Consider the following 18,191-nt stretch of genomic DNA (forward strand, 5'->3'; position numbering starts at 1 on the left):
GATGTCTTGGAGTGACAGACCTCTTCTACAGCGGCTCCGCTGCTTTGTTCACCGGTCTTGACGAACAGCCCTCTCCCTTAACTGAACGGCGTTGCGGCTAGAGCCCGAGCACGTCGCGTTCGACCCGGTCGAGCGCGAGCCGCACCGCGCCCAGGGCCACGCCGTCGTCGCCGAACGTGGAGGTCACCACCTCGGGCCCGCTCAGGCACAGCTCGGCCAGGTGGCGGCGGAGCGGCGCCAGCAGCACGTCCCCGGCCTGGGAGTAGGCGCCGCCGATCACCAGCAGGTCGGGGTCCACGGCCAGCACGAGCGCCGAGGCGCCGATCGCCAGGTTCTCGGCGTAGCGGTCGACGGCGCGCAGCGCGGCCCGGTCACCGGCCACCGCCCCCGCGAACACCTCCTCGGCGCTGCCCTCCTTGACCAGGGAGGTCGCGGCCTCCTCCCAGCCGACCTGGCGCAGCGTGCCGATCTCACCGGCGGCGCCGGAGCGGCCGGGGTGCAGCCTGCCACCGATCAGGATGCCCGCGCCAAGCCGGTGCCCGGCCAGGATGTAGACGACGTCGGAGGCGTGCTGGGCGCTGCCGCGCCAGTGCTCGGCGAGCGCGGCCAGGTTCGCGTCGTTGGCGGCCAGCGCGGTGCAGCCGAACCAGCGCCCGGCGATGCCCGCCAGGTCGACGCCGGTCCAGCCGGGCAGCGTGAGCGACAGCGACACCCGGCCCGAGCGGTCGACGATGCCGGAGGTGCCCGCCGCCAGCGCCCACACCCGGGTGCGGGCCACGCCGGCGCCGTCCACGCAGGCCAGGCAGGCGCGGCGGGCCACGTCGAGGCGTTCGGGGGCGGGCGCGCCGGCGGCGACGGGGACGCGCTCGCAGGCGACGACCTCGCCGTTGAGGTCGGCCAGCGTGACCACGACCCGGTCGCCGCTCACGTCCACGCCCACGACGTGGCCGGCGTCGGCGCGGAAGCCGAAGCGCCGGGCGGGCCGGCCCATCACGCCCCCGTCGGGCGGCACCTCCCGGACCCAGCCGCGCTCCCCCAGCTCGTCGAGCACCGCCTCCACGGTCTGCCGGGACAGCCCGGTGATGCGGCCGAGCTGGGTCAGCGTGGCCACGCCCTCCCGGCGCAGCGCGCGCAGCGTCACCTGGGTGTTGACCTTGCGCACCAGCGACGCGTCACCCGGCCGGAGGTCGGTCACTTACGAGACCTCTTTCCATAAGTTTCCTATTGACGAGTATGAGCCCGGATCCTAGCATCGGCCGACATACGTTAATCGGTTACATATGTGGAGGCGCACATGGTGACTCTCGCCGTCGTCGGCGCGGGTTCGCGGGGGAGCGCGTACGCCCGCCACGCCGTCGACTCGGGCCTGGCACGGGTGGTCGCGGTGGCGGACCCCGTGGCGAGCCGGCGCGACAGGTTCCCCGGCGCCGCGCCGTACGGGGACTGGCGCGAGCTGGCGGCGCTGCCGCGCCAGGCCGACGCGGTCATCATCGCCACCCAGGACCGCGACCACGTCGAGCCCGCGGTGCGCTTCGCCGAGCTGGGCTACGACATCCTGCTGGAGAAGCCGATGGCGGTCTCCGAGGACGACTGCCGGGCCATCGTCGCGGCGGCCGAACGCTCCGAGGCGATCTTCGCGGTCTGCCACGTGCTGCGCTACACGCCCTACACCCGGGCGCTCAAGGCGCTGCTCGACGCCGGGCGTATCGGCGAGATCGTCAGCGTCCAGCACCTGGAGCCGGTCGGCTGGTGGCACCAGGCCCACTCGTACGTGCGCGGCAACTGGCGCCGGGCCGACGAGTCCACGTTCATGCTGCTGGCCAAGTCCTGCCACGACCTGGACTGGCTGGTGCACCTGACCGGCAGGCAGGTGCGCAGGGTGTCGTCGTTCGGCGGGCTCAAGCACTTCCGCCCGGAGAACCGGCCCGCCGGGGCGACCGCGCGCTGCCTCGACTGCCCGGCCGAGCCCGGCTGCCCGTACTCGGCCCGGCGCATCTACCTGCCGCTGGCCGGGCAGGACCGCTGGCCGCTGTCGGTGCTCACCGACGACGTCTCCGAACAGGGGGTCCTGGAGGCGCTGCGGACCGGCCCGTACGGCAGGTGCGTCTACGACTGCGACAACGACGTGGTCGACCACCAGGTCGTGAACATGGAGTTCGAGGGCGGCGCGACCGCCTCGTTCACCATGACCGGTTTCACCCCGGCCGCGCACCGGCAGACCCGGATCTTCGGCACCCGGGGCTCGATCGAGGGCGACGGCGAACTGCTGACCGTGCACGACTTCGTCACCGGCCGCGCCGAGACCGTCGACACCCGGGCCACCGGCGACGGCACCGCCGCCGGCGGGCACGGCGGCGGCGACGAGGGCCTGGTCAGGGCGTTCCTCGCCGCCGTGTCGAGCAGGGACCGCACGCCGATCCTGTCGTCGCCGGGCGAGAGCCTGCACAGCCACCTCATCGCCTGGGCCGCCGAGAGGTCGCGGCTCGACGGCGAGACCGTCACGCTGGAAGGAACCCCCACATGAGAACACGGCAGATCACGGCCCTGCTGGCGCTCGGCGCGAGCCTCGTGGCCTGCGGCTCGTCCGACCCGGAACCGGCCGCGCAGGGCGGCGGCGACGGGCGCGGGCCGATCACGTTCGTCGGCGGCAAGTTCGAGGCCGAGTCGGTCCAGAAGATCGTCGACGCCTGGAACGCCGCGCACCCGGACGAGAAGGCGACCGTGGTGCTGCTGCCCGAGGCCGCCGACGAGCAGCGCAGGAAGCTCGTCCAGAGCGCCCAGACCAAGTCCGACACCGGGGACGTGATCCTCATCGACGCGGTGTGGACCAGCGAGTTCGCCGCCAACCGGTGGATCGACGAGCTCAAGCTGGACACCTCGGCGTTCCTGCCGCCCACGGTCGAGACCGGCAAGTACCGCGGCAAGCTGTACGCGATGCCGATGTTCACCGGCACCGGGCTCCTCTACTACCGGACGGACCTGGTCAAGAAGCCGCCGAAGACGTGGGACGAGATGAGGCGGATCTGCGACGAGGTCCTGCCCGAGCAGAAGGGCATGGCCTGTTACGGCGGCCAGTTCGACAAGTACGAGGGCCTGACCGTCAACTTCTCCGAGGCCGTGCACTCCGCGGGCGGCGAGCTGGTCGACGCCTCCGGCAAGCCGCAGGTCACCGGTGACGGCGCCAAGAAGGCCGCCCAGTTCCTGGCCGACGGGTTCAAGAGCGGGATGATGCCGAAGGAGGCGATCACGTACAAGGAGGAAGAGGGACGGGTCGCCTTCCAGGACGGCAAGCTGCTCTTCTATCGCAACTGGGCCTACGGCTACGAGGCCGCGCAGAAGACCGACGGGTCCAGCAAGGTCGCCGGCAAGACGGACGTGGCGCCGATCCCCGGGCTGGACGGGCCGGGCGCGGGCACGCTCGGCGGCAACAACCTGGCCGTGTCGTCCTTCTCCAAGAACAAGCAGACGGCCAGGGACTTCGTCGCGTTCATGACCAGCGCCGAGCAGATGCGGGCGTTCGCGCTGTCCAGCTCGATGCCGGTGGCCACGGCCGCCGTCTACGACGACCCGGAGCTGATCAAGAAGTATCCGTATCTGCCGGCGCTCAAGGAGGGCATCCTGGCCGCCAAGCCGCGCCCGAGCGCGGTCCGCTACGGTGACGTGACCGCCGCCATCCAGGAGTCGGCCTACGCCGTCGTGACCGGCGCCAAGCCCGTCGACCAGGCCATGACCGAGCTGCAGGCGGCGCTCGGCCCGCTGCTCCAGCCGTGATGAGCAGGCCGCGCGGGCAGTCGTGGCTGGCGGCCGCGATGCTCTCCCCCACGATGATCGTGCTGGCGCTGGTGGTGTTCTACCCGCTGGTGGCGGCGATGCGCGAGTCGTTCTACACCAGCGGGCAGACGCTGGACGCGGACGGCTTCGTGGTGGAGGGCGAGCGGTTCGCCGGCCTGGCCAACTACGCCGGCGTCGCGGGTGAGCGCTTCCTGAACGCGGCGCTCAACACGACGCTGTTCACCGTGGTCACGGTCGGCCTGGAGGTGGTGCTCGGCGTCGCGATGGCGCTGGTCATGCAGCGCGCCTTCCGCGGCCGGGCCATCCTGCGGGCCAGCATCCTCATCCCGTGGGCGGTGCCGACCGCGGTCGCCGGCCTCATGTGGAAGTGGATCTTCCAGGCCGACGGCGTGGCGAACGCGCTGCTCGGCACCGAGATCCTGTGGACGGCCGACGGCCCGTGGGCCAAGCTCGCCGTGGTCGTCGCCGACGTCTGGAAGACCGCGCCGTTCGTCGGCCTGCTCGTGCTGGCCGGGCTGCAGATCATCCCGTCGGAGGTGTACGAGGCCGCGCGGGTGGACGGCGCCTCGGCCGGGCAGCGGTTCCGCCGGATCACGCTGCCGCTGGTCAAGCCCGCGCTGCTGGTGGCCGTGCTGTTCCGGCTGATGGACGCGCTGCGGGTGTTCGACCTGCCGTACGTGCTCGTCGGGCCGCGCAAGCACTCGGTCGAGACGCTGTCGGGGCTGATCTGGGACGAGGCCACCCGGGTGCACTACGGGCCCGCCTCGGCGTACGGGACCGCGCTGTTCGTCTACATCGCGGTGATCGCGTTCGTGTTCGTCAAGCTGCTGGGGGCCGACCTGCTGAGCGACGTGCGGCAGCGGCGGAAGGAGGCCCGCGATGTGGGGTAGGGCCGGGATGATCGGCATCGCGCTGTACTGCCTGGTGCCGTTCTACTGGATGGTGGTGTCGAGCTTCCGCCGCACCTCCGACATTTACGAAATTTCGCCACTTCCCAGCCCGTGGTCGCTGGAGAGCTACGACGCGGTCTTCGCCGAGGGCATGGGGTTCGGCCGGTCGCTGGTCAACAGCCTCGTCGTCGCCGGCACCACGACCGCGGTCACGCTCGTCATCGGCACGCTGGCCGCCTACGCCCTGGCCCGGCTGCGCTTCCGGGGCAAGAACGTGATCCTGGCCCTGGTCATCGCGGTCTCCATGTTCCCCGGGGCGCTGCTCATCGTGCCGCTGCTCAAGCTGTTCACCTCGATCGGCTGGATCAACAGCTACCAGGCGATGATCGTGCCGTCGATGTCGTTCGCGCTGCCGCTGACCATCTGGAACCTGACCACGTTCTTCCGGCAGCTCCCCTACGATCTGGAGCAGGCCGCGATGATCGACGGCTGCACGCCGTTCGCCGCCTTCCGCCGGGTCATGGTGCCGCTGGCCGCGCCGGGCATCTTCACCACGGCCATCCTGGCCTTCATCGCCACCTGGAACGAGTTCATCATCGCGGTCACGATGGTCAACGACCAGGACGTCCAGACGGCCACCGTACGCATCGCGCAGTTCACCGGGGCGGCCAAGTTCGACACGCCGTTCGGCACCCAGATGGCCGCGGGCGTGCTGGTCACGATCCCGCTGGTGCTCATGGTGCTGTTCTTCCAGCGCCGCATCGTCTCCGGGCTCACCGCCGGGGCCCTCAAGTGACTCTGCTACCTTTGTCCACTTCTTTCTGTTAAGTCGGTTGTGGAGGTGCGGGGCATGCGGCGGCGGCACGGAACGGTCATCGGCGGCGTCCTGGCGGCCTGCCTGGTCGCGGGCTGCTCCGGACTGCCCGGCCCCGACCGGCCCGCCCGTCAGCAGCCCCCCTCCCCGTCCGCCGCCCCGGCGGCCGTGGTCTCCCCCCAGGAGGCCGCCGCCGTCCTCGACGACTACGTCAAGCGCAACAACGCCGCCAACAAGGCCAGGAGCGACGAACTGCTCGCCGCATACGAGGCCGGCTCCAGCTACGCCATCGACCGCGCCGCCTACGCCTCCAGCCGCGCCCTCTCCAGGACGACCGAGTACGTGCCCTTCGGCTACACCCGGCCTGCCTTCCACGCGCCCACGCCCACCTGGTTCCTGACCACCGCCCTGTGGAAGGGCCGGACGAAGACCGCCGACACCCCCACGTACCTGCTGTTCACCAAGGAGGCGGACGGCTGGCGCCAGGTGTACGCGCCCGACGTCTTCTCCGGCATCGGCGGCGCCCCCGAGCTCGCCACCCCCGCCGCCGAGGTGAAGCCGGCCGACGCGACCGGGCTGCTCATGTCACCCGCCGACTTCGCCAAGAGCTACGCCGCCCACCTCGGCGGCAGGAGCTCCACCCGCTTCGCCGCCGACGAGCTCACCACCTCCGCCGCCAGGAACCGCCGCAACATGGCCCCGTACGCCAAGCTCAAGGAGGTGGTCCGGCCCGCGTCGCGCTACCCCTCGTACGCTCTGCGCACCGCCGACGGCGGCGCCCTCGTCTTCACCACCTTCCAGCGCGCCCGGCGCTACGACGTGCGCCAGGGGCCGCAGCGCAACTACGTGTTCCAGAAGGACAACGGCCTCATCAAGGGCAAGTTCTACACGTACATGAACGTCACGGACCTGCTCCAGGTGGCGGCCCACATCCCGCCGAAGAGCGACGAACCCGCGCAGGTCAAGGTGATCGCCTCCTACACCGGCATCATCACCGGCGACGGCCGCTGACCCCGCCCGGGTTCAGGGCTTCGCCCGGGCCCCGGGGGCGGCCGTCGGCTTGTCGGCCGGCTTGCCGGTCGGCTTGCCGGTCGGCTCGGACGGGTCCGGGCCCGACTGCGGCGCCAGCCCCACCGTGACCACCACCGCCGCCCCCTTCCTGGCGCACCCGCCCGCCTCCAGCGACTGCGCGATGGCCAGGTTCACCTGCGACTCGTCCGCCACGACCTGGCCCTGCACCGTGACCTCGAACCCGGCCCCGCGCAGCGTGCCGGCCGCGTCCTCCCGCGACCGGCCGATCACCGACGGCACCTCGACGCCCCGCCGCGACACGGTAAGAGCCACCGGCGTACCGCCCGCGACCCGGCTGCCCGCCTCCGGCGAGGTGGACAGCACCCGGCCGTCCGGCTCCGGCCCGCACTTCCTCATCACCGGCCCCACCGCCAGCCCCGCACCGGCCACCGCCGCCTCCGCGGCCTCGCGGCCCATCCCGGCGAGCGCCGGCACCGACACCCCCGCCGACACCCGCAGCGACACCGCGGCCCCCTTCTCCACGGCGACGCCCGCCCCGGGCCGGCTCCCGAGCACCAGGCCGATCTTCCGCCCCGAGTCCACCAGCGACACCTGGCCCGCCACCAGCCCGGCCCGCTGGAGCGCCCGCACCGCCGCCGCCCGGCTCAACCCCGCCAGCGGCGGCACCGGCACCCGCGCCGGCTTCGCCACCGGCGGATCCGGCTCCCCCGGGCCGCGCCGCCCCTCGTCCTCCGGCGGCGTGGCCTCCTCCACCGGCGACACGGTCGCCGCCGTCGCACCCGGCCCCGCCGCGCCGCCGCCCTGCGGCATCCGGTCGTCCCGGCTGAGCGCCGGCCCCAGCAGCATCCCGAGAATCGCCACACTCACCACCAGGGCGCCCGCCACCGCCACCCCGGCCCGCCGCGCCGCCCGCCGCCCGCCACCGGACGGCGCAGGGGCATCCGGGGTGGCAGGCAGCCGGTAGCCGGAGGCCGCGCCCGTGGCCTCCGGCTCGGCCAAGGGCCTCGACCGGGCGACGCTCCCTCCCGTGGGTCCAGGTCCTTCCGGTCCTTCAGGTCCCGAGATGTCCGTACGGGGCGCCGGGACGGCCACGCCCGAGGCGCTCAGGACGTGGGCCGGCGGCGACCGGAGGACCGAATCGGGCAGCCCTCCGGAGTCCCCCAGCAGCGCCAGCAGGAGGTCCCTGCTGCTGGGCCGGTTACGCGCGTCCTTGTCGAGACAGGCGGCGACGAGCACGCGGAGCTGCCCGTCGAGCAGCCCCAGCTCGGGCGGCGCGGTGAGGATGCGGTGCAGCACCGGCGCCACCGAGTCCTGCCCGAACGGCGCGGCCCCGTTGGCGGCGAAGCACATCGTCGCCCCCCACGAGAACACGTCCGCCGCCCCCGTGACCGCCGACGCGGTGATCTGCTCGGGCGCCATGTACGCGGGGGTGCCGACGCCCCGCCCGCTCACGGTGGCGGCCGCGTCCAGCGCCCTGGCGAGACCGAAGTCGATCACGCGCGGGCCGTCGGAGCCCAGCAGCACGTTCTGCGGCTTGAAGTCGCGGTGCACGATCCCGGCCCGGTGGATGGCGGCGATGGCGGTGGCGGTGCCGACCGCGAGCCGTTCGAGCGCCCCGCCGCGCCGCGGCCCGGTGAGCATGACCTCGCGGGCCAGCGACGGCCCGTCGACGTACTCGCTGACGATGTACGCCCTGCCCTCGTCGAACCCGGCGTCGACCACCTGGGCCGTGCAGAACCTGGCCACGTGCTTGGCCAGCTCCACCTCACGCAGGAACGCCGCCCGCTCGTCCCCCACGGGGCCGTGCAGCAGCTTGACCGCGTAGGTGTCGTCGTCCCTCGTCCCGAGGTACACCACACCCTGGCCGCCCTCGCCCAGCCTCCCGGCCAGCGCGTAGGGGCCGAGTGTGCGCGGGTCCCCCGTTCTGAGGGGCTGCGCCGTCGGCACGGGTAGCCTCCCCTCGCCGCCACCCCTGTTTCCCTTCCACTGAAGGCAACCGGTGCCGGGGAGTCAACGGTGACCGCGCCATCGCCGCCTGACCGTGACACTCCGGCTCACGGAGTGCGCGAGACCGTGCCCGAATACGTCACATCATGCTGTCCCTGGCGGATGACCGAGATGCCCATCCGGTCGGCGTCGGAGGTGGGCAGCAGGTGGAGGGTGCCGGGGTGGCACTCCTTCCCGGCGACGTCGCCCAGCGTGAACACCAGGCCGCGCGAGGTCGGGCTGAGCTCCCCGGTGCAGTGCAGGTCCGCGCCCCAGCGCATGCGCGACTCGCGCTCGCCGTCCAGCCTGATCTCCACGGGGAACACCCGGCCGGCCGTCGGGTGCCGCGCCGACCCGGTCCAGGTCCCGTCCACGGGGGTCGCGCCGTCCATCCCCATCCAGTACGTGACCCCGGCGACGGCGGCGAGCACCACGGCGGCCACGCCGATCCCCCACCGCGGCCAGCGCCCCTTCCGCCCCCGCCTCCCCACAGCCGGGAACCCCCCGGCGGACCCGGAACCACCGGCGGACGAGCCGCCCGATCCGTCCCCCCGCACGAACCCACCTGAGGCAGCCCCACCCGACGCGGACCCACCCAGCGCGAGACCGCCCGACGCGGCGTCCCCGGCCGCATGTCCGCCCGGCCCGCCGCCATCGCGCGCAAAGCCCCCCGAGGAGGCCCCGGACGCGGCCCCCGAAGGAGCGACCCCGGGCAGCGGCGCGGTGGGATCGACCAGAGCGGCCAGCGCGCTGCGCCCGGCCCCCCGCCGGCTCCGCCCGCCCGGCGTGCGCCCGCCCTCCGTCACCTGCGCCCCCGACAACGCCCCGCCGGCCGGCCTCAGGGCCGACCCCGTCAGCGACCCACCACCCGACCCCGAAGCCGGCCCCGTCAGCGGCCCGCCACCCGACCCCAGGGTCGGTCCCGTGCCCGGGTCCGTCGTGTCGTCGGGCATCTGCCATTCGAGGGTCTTCCCGTCCGGCTCCGGACGCACCCCCGGGTCGACGGCGGCCATCGCGCCGGTGGTGAGCACGTCGCCGCCGGTCAGGTCCTGGCCGAGCAGCAGCCCCAGCACCTCCTCGGCGCCGGGCCGGTCGGCCGGGTCGCGGGCGAGGCAGGCGTCCACGATGCCACGGAGCCGTCCGGACAGGTTCCCCAGGTCGGGCCGCCCGTACAGGATCCTGGCCAGCACCTCCTGGTGGGTCCCGCCGGCGAAGGCGTGGCGGCCGGTGGCGGTGTAGGCGACGGTGAGCGCCCAGGCGTACAGGTCGGCGGCGGGCCCGGCGGGCAGGCCCTCGATGCGCTCGGGCGCCAGGTAGGCGGGCGTGCCCATGGGGATGATGCCGGTGGTGGCGGTGCCGTCGGCGAGCCGGGAGACGCCGAAGTCGATCACGCGGGGCCCGTCGAGGCTGAGCAGCACGTTGCCGGGCTTGAAGTCGCGGTGCACGACGCCGGCCCGGTGGATGGCGACCAGGGCGGTGGCGGTGCCGATGGCCAGGCGGTGCAGGGAACCGCCGGTGCGCGGCCCGGCGGTGAGGACGTGCTCGCGGAGGGAGACGCCGTCAACGTACTCGCTGACGAGGTAGGGCTGGTCGCCTTCGAGGTCGGCGTCGAGGAGCTGGGCGGTGCAGAAGGGCGCGACGCGGCGCAGCGCCTCGACCTCGGCCAGGAACCGGCGGCGCACCACCGGGTCGGCCGACAGGCTGGCGTGCAGCAGTTTGACGGCCACCTTGGTCCCGTCGCCGGAGTGGCCGAGATAGACGACGCCCTGGCCGCCCTGGCCGAGCCGCCCGGAGATCCGGTACGCGCCCAGCCGGCGCGGATCATCGGCACGGAGCTCGGACATAGCCCGCCATTATGACAGGGGTGAGATAAGCCTCGCGTACTCGCCCTGAGCCGCCTCACAATCGGGAAGCCCGGGGCGTCGGGGCTGCCACGGGCTGCCACGGGCTGCCACGGGCTGCCACAGGGCATCCCACGGGGCGCGATAGCCTCGGGGGCGTGCTGGAAGAGATCGCGGCGACGCGTTACGTGACGCCGCTGCGCGAGGGCGGCTCGCTGCCGGGGGTGGTCGAGGCCGACGACCTCGGCACCTATGTCGTGAAATTTCGTGAAGCAGGCCAGGGCCGCCGGGTGCTCGTCGCGGAGATCATCTCCGGCGAGCTGGCCCGCCGCCTCGGCTTCCGCACCCCCGAGCTGAAGGTCATCGACCTCGACCCGCAGCTCGGCGTCCGCGAGCCGGACGAAGAGGTGCAGGACCTGCTCAACGCCAGCACCGGCCGCAACCTGGCGGTCGACTTCCTGCCGGGCGCGCTCGGCTTCGAGCCGCTTGCCTGGCAGCCCGATCCGGCGTTCGCCGCCGACCTGATCTGGTTCGACGGCCTGATCCACAACGTCGACCGGAGCTGGCGCAACCCCAACCTGCTGCTCTGGCACCGCGACATCTGGCTCATCGACCACGGCGCCGCGCTCTGGTTCCACCACAACTGGAAGGGCGCCGACCCGCAGCGCCCGTTCGACGCCGGTGACCACGTGCTGGCGCCGTTCGCGGGCGACCTCGGCCGGGTCGCCCTGCACGAGCGCGTCACCCGTGACCTGCTCGAAGCGGTGACCGCCCTGGTGCCCGACGACTGGCTCGACGACGAGCCCGGCTTCGCCTCCGCGCAGGCCGTCCGCGACGCGTACGTGGAGCATCTGCTCCAGCGCGCGCACGGCCCGCGCGCGTGGCTGGTGCGCGGCGAGCCCGCGACGGTCCGCCCCGGCCCCGGCTCGGTCGGCGAGTTCTGGCGAGGAGGCCGCGCGTGACCAGGGACGTCTACGAGTACGCGATCATCCGCGTGGTGCCGAGGGTGGAGCGCGGCGAGCAGATCAACGCCGGCGTGCTCCTCTACTGCCAGCCGCGCGCCTACCTGTGCGCCCGCGTCGAGCTCGACGCGGCCCGGCTGCGCGCGCTCGACCCGGCCGCCGACGTGGGCTGCGTCGAGCAGGCGCTGGGCGCGTACGAGCTGGCGTGCGGCGAGGACTCGGGCCCGCTGGCGCGCGAGTCGCTGGGCGGGCGGTTCCGCTGGCTGACGGCGCCGCGCAGCACGATCGTGCAGACCGGCCCGGTGCACGCGGGACTCACGGGCGATCCGGAGGCCGAGCTCGACCGGCTGTTCGGCAAGCTCGTCCGCCTCTGAGGGGTCAGGCGGGCCGGCGCACGGCGAACGTGCCGCGCCCCCTGACGGTCTCGACCAGCCCGGCCTCCTCCAGTTTGCGGATCGCCCGGTCCACGGCCGCCCGGCCGACCCCGTACTCCTTCCGCAGGGCGGGGCGGGACGGCAGCCGGGTCTCGCCGCCGGTCACGACGCGCTCGCGCAGGCGCTCCAGCACGTACTGCTCGGCGAGGCCGCCGTCGCCGCCGTCGCCGCCGCCCGGATGGCGCCACGACGACCACGGGACGGGGCACGGCCCGGCGTGCTCGGGCTCGGGGCAGAGCAGCAGCTCGATCCGCTTCTGCAGCTCCCTGGCCTGCTCCTCGGTGGCGTAGACGTCCACCCCGACCTTCCACGTCGCTCTCGGCTCCGGCACGATCTTCCCTTCCTTCCGCGCAAGACCATTCTCGTATCCTGAGACGAGGCGTAGCATCCCGTTTATGGCGGTCCTGCATCCCCGGCGGGTGGCCTGGGAGGGCGCGCGCGTCTTCGTGGCCGCGGCCGGCACGGAGACCTACTGGTGGCTCAGCGAGGCGATCGGCCGCTATCTGGGCGTGATGTACGAGCTCCAGCTCGCCGAGACGCGGCTACGGCTGCAGTCCGACGGGCGGAAGGTGACGCCGCTGCTCGAATCGGGCGCCTGGCGGGCTCGGCTGGACGAGCTGCTCGACGAGTGCCCCGGTTACGCGTCGATCCTCACCCAGCTCGTCGAGGAGACGGCGGCGCGGCTCAGAACAGCACGGACATGAACGTGTCGACCTCGCGGAAGCCGACCTTGCGGTAGACGGCCCGCGCCGCGTGGTTGTAGTCGTTGACGTACAGCGAGACGACGGGCGCGAAGCAGGCGAGGGAGGCTTCGACGACGGCGGCCATGCCCGCCACGGCGAGACCGCGGCCGCGCAGCTCGGGGTGCACCCAGACGCCCTGGATCTGGCACGCCTGCGGAGTGACGGCGCCGATCTCGGCCTTGAACGCCACCCGGCCGTTCTCGATGCGGGCGTAGGAGCGGCCGATGCGGATCAGCTCGGCCACCCGGGTGCGGTAGAGGGCGCCGCCGTCGCCGAGGTTGGGCGAGATGCCCACCTCCTCGGTGAACATCGCGACGCACGCCGGCAGCAGCGTCTCGAACTCGTCGGGCCGCACCCGCCGCACCAGCGGGTCGGACAGCACGGGGGGCCGCTGCGAGGTCGCCATGACGGGCTGGGCCCAGCGGATGGCGCGGGCCGGGCCCCAGTGCGGCTCCAGCCGCTCCCACAGCAGCGACACCGCGTCGACCGGGCCCACGATGGACGAGCAGCGCCGCCCCTGCTTGCGTGCCCGGTCGGCGAACGCGTGCACCGCCTCGGGCCCGGCGGCGACCGGCACCAGGTTGGCTCCGGCATAGCAGAGCGAGGCGATGGCGCCGCGCGGCCCGAAGCCCCACATCTGCCCGCCGAGCCGCGCCGGGTTGAGCCCGACGCTGCGCACCCGGGAGGCGACGAAGACGTTCGCGACCGGGTCGGTGTCGAGCAGCGCGAGCACCTCGTCCCGGTCGCTGTCGTCGAGGACACGCGACGCCGATGTACGCAGCATCACATGGTCAGACTACGCGAACACCCCTGGATTAGCTCATCTGGACAGCGCCTCGGTGAGCCTTTCGTGACCTCCCGTCCCGCCTGACAGCATGTGGGCGGCCGGACGGGGCTCCGGCACGGCCCGGCAGGTGGCCCCGTCGGCGGGCAGGGTGCCGTCGGCCAGGTACGCGGCGAGGTGGCGGTCGACGCACTGGTTGCCGCCCAGCGAGACGCCGTGGTTGCCGCCGGTGTCGACGACCATGCGCGCGGTGGCGAAGTGCCGCTTCATCGACATCGCGCCCGCGTACGGGGTGGCGGCGTCGTCGCGCGACTGGATCATCAGGACCGGCGGCAGCCGCCACGAGCCGTGCACCTTGACGGGGGTGCCGCCGGGCACCGGCCAGAACTTGCACGGCGCGTTGAACCAGGCGTTCGGCCAGGTCAGGAACGGCGCGTGGCGGTGCATCCGGGTCATGTCGGCATGCCAGGTGGCCCAGTCGCGCGGCCAGGCGGCGTCGCGGCACTGGATGGCCAGGTAGACGGCGTAGCCGTTCTCGTCGGCGGCGTCGTTCTTGCCGTGCTTCTCGTACGCGGCGAGCAGCGGCTTGGTGTCGCCCTTGCGCACGTACGCCGACCAGGCGGCGGCGAGCTCGGGCCACACGCGGTCGCTGTAGCCGCCCACGGTGAAGGTGTCGTCGAGCTCGCTGGCCCCGACCACCCCGCCCGCCGGCCGGTCGTGCAGCCGGGCGCGCATCGCGTTCCAGGCGAACCCGGTCTGCCGGGCGGTGCGGCCGAGCCGGTAGACCGAGTTGTGCCGGGCCGTCCAGTCGAGGAAGGCGCGGTGCCTGCGCTGGAAGGCGCGATCCTGGGCCAGGTTGTTGGCGTACCAGACGCCGTCGGGGTCGACCGAGCTGTCCATGACGAGGCGCTTGACCCGGCTGGGGAACAGCGTGGCGTACACGGCGCCGATGTAGGTGCCGTAGGAGTAGCCGAGGTAGCTGATCTGCTTCTCGCCGAGCGCGGCGCGGATGCCGTCGAGGTCCCTGGCCACGTTCTCGGTGGTCATGTGGGGCAGCAGCCACGACCAGAAGTCGCCGCACCGGTTGGCGTACTCGGCGGCCCGGCCGAGCAGCACCTGCTCCTCGGCGGCGGTGCGGGGCACCGCGTCGGGCCGGGGCGCCCGGTAGTAGGTCTCCGGGTCGACGCAGCGCATCGCCGGCCGGCTGGCGCCGACGCCGCGCGGGTCGAAGCCGACCACGTCGTAGCGGTCGCGCACGCCGGCGGGCAGCACGGCGGCGACGTACTGCGCGAGGGTCCGCCCGGACGCCCCCGGCCCGCCCGGGTTGACGAGCAGCGTGCCCAGGTGGTTGCCGTCACGCGGCACCTTGGCCTTGATCCGGTTGATCGACAGCTGGATCGACTGTCCCCACGGCTCCCGGTAGTCGAGCGGCACGCGTACGGTGCCGCACTCCATCGTGGCCGCCGCGGCCGTCTTGCGCTCGGCGGCCGGGCACTTCTCCCATCTGACCCTGTCGGCGGCGGCGGCCTGCCGCACCTCGGCGGTCACCGCGACCGGCGCCACCCCGACGACCAGCGTCGCCGCACCGGCGACCAACCCCACGAACCGTTTCACCCGGTCCCCTCCCCCACTTCATAGGCGAAGGGAATGCTCCCGTACGTAGCCGCCCGGTGACGGTGGGTATGGAGAAATACTTGCCATCCTGTGATCACTCCGTGGTGAGTGATCGCTCCTGGGCGTAGAGGTCGAGGCGGTCGAAGGCGGGCCGCCAGTCGTCGCGGTAGGCAGCGCGAATCTCGTCGGGCATGCCGTCGAGGATGCTCGCGGCGGCCTCGTCGGCGCGCCCGTCGAGGACCCACGGCAGGTAGGTGGTGTCGTCGTGGCCGATCCTGCGGCGGTGCGCCGCGCCGAACCCGGCCCACTGCTCGGCGGTCAGCACCGCGTCGACGAGGGCGAGCCCGTCGGCCTCCTCGTGGCGCAGGTGGCCGCGCAGGCCGGTGGCGAGCTCGTCGATCAGGCCGGCCAGCCGCTCGGCGCCGTGGTCGCGGTCGGCCAGCGCGGCGTCCACGGCGCCGAGCAGCGGGTCGATGGCGGCGTGCTCGGCCTCCATGGCGTCGAGCAGCAGGAGGTCGTCGGGGCGTGCGGCGAGCGCGGCGCGCATGGGGGGCCACAGCGCCTCGTCCTCGGCGGTGTGGTGGACGGTCAGGAACCTCTTGAACAGCGACCACCCCGCCCCGGCGGCGAGGACCCGGCGGGGCTCGTCCCCCGCCCGGGCGGCGACCCTGGCGAGCCGTTCCAGCTCCCGCCGCAGCGCGTCGTGCATCGCGTTCATCATCGTGAAGTCGAGTGCCATGTCAGCGACCATAACCATCCACAGATTAATCGTCAACAAGCTAACTAACACTCCACCTAACCATCACAGGTCTCGGGTAAGCTGCCGCCCGGAGGTGTGATCGGTGACGGAAGGGACTCTCTCGGAGACGCTGCGCGGCTCCGTCGGAGCGCTGCTGCGCAGGGTGTATGCGCGCTTCACCGCCGAGGCGCTGGACGCCGACCCGGCCTCGCGCGACTACGTGGTCCTCGACACGCTCGCCGACCAGGACGCCGGCTCCCAGCACGACCTCGCGGAACGGCTCGGCATCAACAGGACGATCATGGTCCGCCTGATCGACCGGCTCCAGGACTCCGGGTACGTGACCCGCACGCGCAACCCCGCCAACCGGCGCTCGTACGTGCTGTCGATCACCCCCGAGGGCCGGGCGGCCCGCGACGCGATGCGGCAGGCGGTCGCCGAGCACGACGCGCGCATCACGGCCGCGCTGACCCCGGCCGAGCGGCGGCGGCTCGACGAGCTCCTGAGCCTGCTGCTCCCGGAGCCGGAGCCGCTGCGGACGACCGCCTACCTGGTGGCGCAGGCGCACTACCGGCTGCGGCGTATGGGCGACGCGCTGCTGGCCGACGTGGGCCTGCGCACCCGGCACTTCGGCTCGCTCGCCGCGATCGAGGAGCTCGGCCCCTGCCCCCAGCAGGCGCTCGCCGAGCGCATGCACGTCTCCGAGCCGACGGCCGCCCAGATCGTCGACGAGCTGGTGCGGCTCGGCCTGGTGGCCCGGGGCCAGGACCCGCGCGACCGCCGCCGCTACGCGCTGGAGCTGACGCCCCTGGGCCGCGAACGGCTGGTCGTGGTGCGCGACGCGGCGGCGCGGCTGCGCGAGGACGTCCGCGCCCTGCTCGGCACGGAGGCGACAGAGGAGCTGCGAGCGCTGCTCGGCAAGCTCCTCACGTCATGAGGAGTGCATCTCCTTGGTGGGCCAGGAGCCGTCGGGGGTGAACTGCGGCCCCCAGTAGTGGGGGTTGACCTCGCGCAGCGTGAGCGCGCGCCAGCCGCCTGCCCCGTCGGGCACGCCGACCTCGACGCCGGGCCCCCACAGCGCCAGCCGCTCCTGGCAGACGCCGCAGGGCGGCAGCACGAGCAGCGCGTCGCCCTCCCGGAAGACGCAGACGGAGGCGGTGACCTTCGCGTCGAGCGTGTAGGCCTGGCACAGCGCGCCGGTCTCGTGGCACAGCGACACGCCGCCGTTGAGGTTGTCGAGCCCGACGCTGGTGAGGATGCGGCCGTCGTCGAGGTAAACAGCGGCGGCGCCGCCCTCCTCGCCGGCCGGCCACCGGCGTTCGAGCTGGGCGACGGCCGCGTCGACGAGCTGCTGGTCGAGCCGCATCAGCCGACCGTCACCTGCACGCCCGAGCTCTCGTCGTCGTCCAGGTCGACCTCGACGCCCATCTCCTCGGCCAGGCGCAGCGCCTCCTCGATCAGGGTCTCGACGATCTGCGACTCCGGCACGGTCTTGATGACCTCGCCCTTGACGAAGATCTGGCCCTTGCCGTTGCCGGAGGCGACGCCCAGGTCGGCCTCGCGGGCCTCGCCGGGGCCGTTGACGACGCAGCCCATGACCGCGACCCGCAGCGGCACCTTCAGGCCCTCCAGCCCGGCCTGGACCTGCTCGGCCAGCGTGTAGACGTCGACCTGGGCGCGGCCGCACGACGGGCAGGAGACGATCTCCAGGCCGCGCTCGCGCAGGCCGAGCGACTCCAGGATCTGGTTGCCGACCTTGACCTCCTCGACCGGCGGCGCCGACAGGGAGACGCGGATGGTGTCGCCGATGCCCTCGGCCAGCAGCGCGCCGAACGCGACGGCGGACTTGATCGTGCCCTGGAAGGCCGGCCCGGCCTCGGTGACGCCCAGGTGCAGCGGGTAGTCGCACTTGGCGGCCAGCAGCCGGTAGGCGTTGATCATGACGACGGGGTCGTTGTGCTTGACCGAGATCTTGATGTCGCGGAAGCCGTGCTCCTCGAACAGCGAGCACTCCCACAGCGCCGACTCCACCAGCGCCTCGGGCGTGGCCTTGCCGTACTTCTGCAGCAGCCGGGGGTCGAGGGAGCCGGCGTTGACGCCGATGCGGATCGGCACGCCGTGGTCGGCCGCGGCCTTGGCGATCTCGCCGACCTTGTCGTCGAACTTCTTGATGTTGCCCGGGTTGACCCGGACGGCCGCGCAGCCCGCCTCGATGGCGGCGAAGACGTACTTGGGCTGGAAGTGGATGTCGGCGATGACCGGGATCTGCGACTTCCTGGCGATGATCGGCAGCGCGTCGGCGTCGTCCTGGGACGGCACGGCGACGCGGACGATCTGGCAGCCGGAGGCGGTGAGCTCGGCGATCTGCTGCAGGGTCGCGTTGACGTCGGCGGTCACCGTGGTGGTCATCGACTGCACGGAGACGGGTGCGTCGCCGCCGACGGGCACGCTGCCGACCATGATCTGCCGGGAGTGGCGGCGTTCGGCGAGCGGCTTGGGGCGGAGCGTCGGGATGCCGAGTGCTACAGAAGACATTTCAACCCTTGAGTGTCGACGACGT

18 protein-coding genes are annotated in these 18,191 nt (G+C 73.1%); 9 read left to right on the top strand and 9 right to left on the bottom strand.

Features of this window, described 5'->3' with window-relative positions; translation table 11 throughout:
• Positions 1 to 97: 97 nt before the first annotated feature.
• Positions 98 to 1,195, bottom strand: coding sequence for an ROK family transcriptional regulator (locus tag AB0G11_RS46575; RefSeq protein WP_219509846.1), 1,098 nt, complete (start codon positions 1,193 to 1,195; stop codon positions 98 to 100).
• Between the two features lie 99 nt (positions 1,196 to 1,294).
• Here AB0G11_RS46575 and AB0G11_RS46580 point away from each other — a divergent pair, with 99 nt between their 5' ends.
• Genes AB0G11_RS46580 through AB0G11_RS46600 form a run of 5 tightly spaced genes read left to right on the top strand, consistent with a single transcriptional unit; the run spans position 1,295 to position 6,507 of the window.
• Positions 1,295 to 2,524 carry a Gfo/Idh/MocA family oxidoreductase gene (locus AB0G11_RS46580; protein ID WP_219509847.1) on the top strand — a complete coding sequence of 410 codons (1,230 nt, stop codon included), beginning with the start codon at positions 1,295 to 1,297 and terminating at the stop codon, positions 2,522 to 2,524.
• Positions 2,521 to 3,771, top strand: coding sequence for an ABC transporter substrate-binding protein (locus AB0G11_RS46585; RefSeq protein WP_357593552.1), 1,251 nt, complete (start codon positions 2,521 to 2,523; stop codon positions 3,769 to 3,771). The genes AB0G11_RS46580 and AB0G11_RS46585 overlap by 4 nt, the downstream gene beginning before the upstream one ends.
• Complete coding sequence (locus tag AB0G11_RS46590; RefSeq protein ID WP_357593554.1) at positions 3,771 to 4,682, top strand: sugar ABC transporter permease; 912 nt, start codon at positions 3,771 to 3,773, stop codon at positions 4,680 to 4,682. The genes AB0G11_RS46585 and AB0G11_RS46590 overlap by 1 nt, the downstream gene beginning before the upstream one ends.
• The gene (locus AB0G11_RS46595) at positions 4,672 to 5,478 is read left to right on the top strand and encodes a carbohydrate ABC transporter permease (protein ID WP_219509850.1); all 807 of its coding nucleotides are present in this window, start codon (positions 4,672 to 4,674) and stop codon (positions 5,476 to 5,478) included. The genes AB0G11_RS46590 and AB0G11_RS46595 overlap by 11 nt, the downstream gene beginning before the upstream one ends.
• Before the next feature lie 54 nt (positions 5,479 to 5,532).
• Positions 5,533 to 6,507 carry a hypothetical protein gene (locus tag AB0G11_RS46600; protein ID WP_219509852.1) on the top strand — a complete coding sequence of 325 codons (975 nt, stop codon included), beginning with the start codon at positions 5,533 to 5,535 and terminating at the stop codon, positions 6,505 to 6,507.
• 12 nt (positions 6,508 to 6,519) lie between these two features.
• Here AB0G11_RS46600 and AB0G11_RS46605 read toward each other — a convergent pair whose 3' ends face one another.
• Both AB0G11_RS46605 and AB0G11_RS46610 read right to left on the bottom strand, forming a co-directional pair.
• A complete protein-coding gene (locus AB0G11_RS46605; RefSeq protein ID WP_357593556.1) occupies positions 6,520 to 8,475 on the bottom strand; it encodes a PASTA domain-containing protein in 1,956 nt (651 codons plus the stop codon).
• Positions 8,476 to 8,582: 107 nt separating this feature from the next.
• Complete coding sequence (locus AB0G11_RS46610; RefSeq protein WP_357593558.1) at positions 8,583 to 10,358, bottom strand: serine/threonine-protein kinase; 1,776 nt, start codon at positions 10,356 to 10,358, stop codon at positions 8,583 to 8,585.
• A 155-nt stretch (positions 10,359 to 10,513) separates the two neighbouring features.
• Here AB0G11_RS46610 and AB0G11_RS46615 point away from each other — a divergent pair, with 155 nt between their 5' ends.
• Together AB0G11_RS46615 and AB0G11_RS46620 are read left to right on the top strand one after the other, a co-directional pair.
• Positions 10,514 to 11,317: a HipA family kinase gene (locus tag AB0G11_RS46615; RefSeq protein ID WP_219509858.1), complete on the top strand. Its 804-nt coding sequence runs from the start codon at positions 10,514 to 10,516 to the stop codon at positions 11,315 to 11,317.
• On the top strand, positions 11,314 to 11,691 hold the full coding sequence (locus tag AB0G11_RS46620; RefSeq protein WP_219509860.1) for a DUF3037 domain-containing protein: 378 nt from the start codon (positions 11,314 to 11,316) through the stop codon (positions 11,689 to 11,691). Before AB0G11_RS46615 ends, AB0G11_RS46620 begins: the two co-directional genes overlap by 4 nt.
• Positions 11,692 to 11,695: 4 nt before the next feature.
• Here AB0G11_RS46620 and AB0G11_RS46625 read toward each other — a convergent pair whose 3' ends face one another.
• Positions 11,696 to 12,082: a GntR family transcriptional regulator gene (locus tag AB0G11_RS46625; RefSeq protein WP_357593560.1), complete on the bottom strand. Its 387-nt coding sequence runs from the start codon at positions 12,080 to 12,082 to the stop codon at positions 11,696 to 11,698.
• A gap of 64 nt (positions 12,083 to 12,146) precedes the next feature.
• Here AB0G11_RS46625 and AB0G11_RS46630 point away from each other — a divergent pair, with 64 nt between their 5' ends.
• Complete coding sequence (locus tag AB0G11_RS46630; protein ID WP_219509864.1) at positions 12,147 to 12,455, top strand: hypothetical protein; 309 nt, start codon at positions 12,147 to 12,149, stop codon at positions 12,453 to 12,455.
• Here the strand turns inward: AB0G11_RS46630 and AB0G11_RS46635 are convergent.
• The 3 genes from AB0G11_RS46635 to AB0G11_RS46645 all read right to left on the bottom strand — a co-directional run bounded on the left by AB0G11_RS46635 (position 12,436) and on the right by AB0G11_RS46645 (position 15,631).
• Complete coding sequence (locus tag AB0G11_RS46635) at positions 12,436 to 13,278, bottom strand: GNAT family N-acetyltransferase (RefSeq protein WP_219509891.1); 843 nt, start codon at positions 13,276 to 13,278, stop codon at positions 12,436 to 12,438. The two genes, AB0G11_RS46630 and AB0G11_RS46635, sit on opposite strands and share 20 nt — an antisense overlap.
• Before the next feature lie 36 nt (positions 13,279 to 13,314).
• Positions 13,315 to 14,892: an alpha/beta hydrolase gene (locus tag AB0G11_RS46640; protein ID WP_308125986.1), complete on the bottom strand. Its 1,578-nt coding sequence runs from the start codon at positions 14,890 to 14,892 to the stop codon at positions 13,315 to 13,317.
• A 94-nt stretch (positions 14,893 to 14,986) separates the two neighbouring features.
• The gene (locus tag AB0G11_RS46645) at positions 14,987 to 15,631 is read right to left on the bottom strand and encodes a hemerythrin domain-containing protein (RefSeq protein WP_357593562.1); all 645 of its coding nucleotides are present in this window, start codon (positions 15,629 to 15,631) and stop codon (positions 14,987 to 14,989) included.
• Positions 15,632 to 15,734: 103 nt separating this feature from the next.
• Between AB0G11_RS46645 and AB0G11_RS46650 the strand changes: the two genes are divergently transcribed.
• A complete protein-coding gene (locus tag AB0G11_RS46650; RefSeq protein WP_219509866.1) occupies positions 15,735 to 16,568 on the top strand; it encodes a MarR family transcriptional regulator in 834 nt (277 codons plus the stop codon).
• On the opposite strand, the gene AB0G11_RS46655 is transcribed toward AB0G11_RS46650, so the two are convergent.
• Both AB0G11_RS46655 and ispG read right to left on the bottom strand, forming a co-directional pair.
• Positions 16,563 to 16,997, bottom strand: a complete 435-nt coding sequence (locus AB0G11_RS46655) for a cytidine deaminase (RefSeq protein ID WP_219509867.1) — start codon at positions 16,995 to 16,997, stop codon at positions 16,563 to 16,565. The two genes, AB0G11_RS46650 and AB0G11_RS46655, sit on opposite strands and share 6 nt — an antisense overlap.
• Positions 16,997 to 18,166 carry a flavodoxin-dependent (E)-4-hydroxy-3-methylbut-2-enyl-diphosphate synthase gene (ispG, locus tag AB0G11_RS46660; protein WP_219509868.1) on the bottom strand — a complete coding sequence of 390 codons (1,170 nt, stop codon included), beginning with the start codon at positions 18,164 to 18,166 and terminating at the stop codon, positions 16,997 to 16,999. Before ispG ends, AB0G11_RS46655 begins: the two co-directional genes overlap by 1 nt.
• Between the last annotated feature and the right edge of the window lie 25 nt (positions 18,167 to 18,191).

This window comes from Nonomuraea sp. NPDC023979 (assembly GCF_040639085.1).
In the GTDB taxonomy this organism is placed as follows: domain Bacteria; phylum Actinomycetota; class Actinomycetes; order Streptosporangiales; family Streptosporangiaceae; genus Nonomuraea; species Nonomuraea ceibae.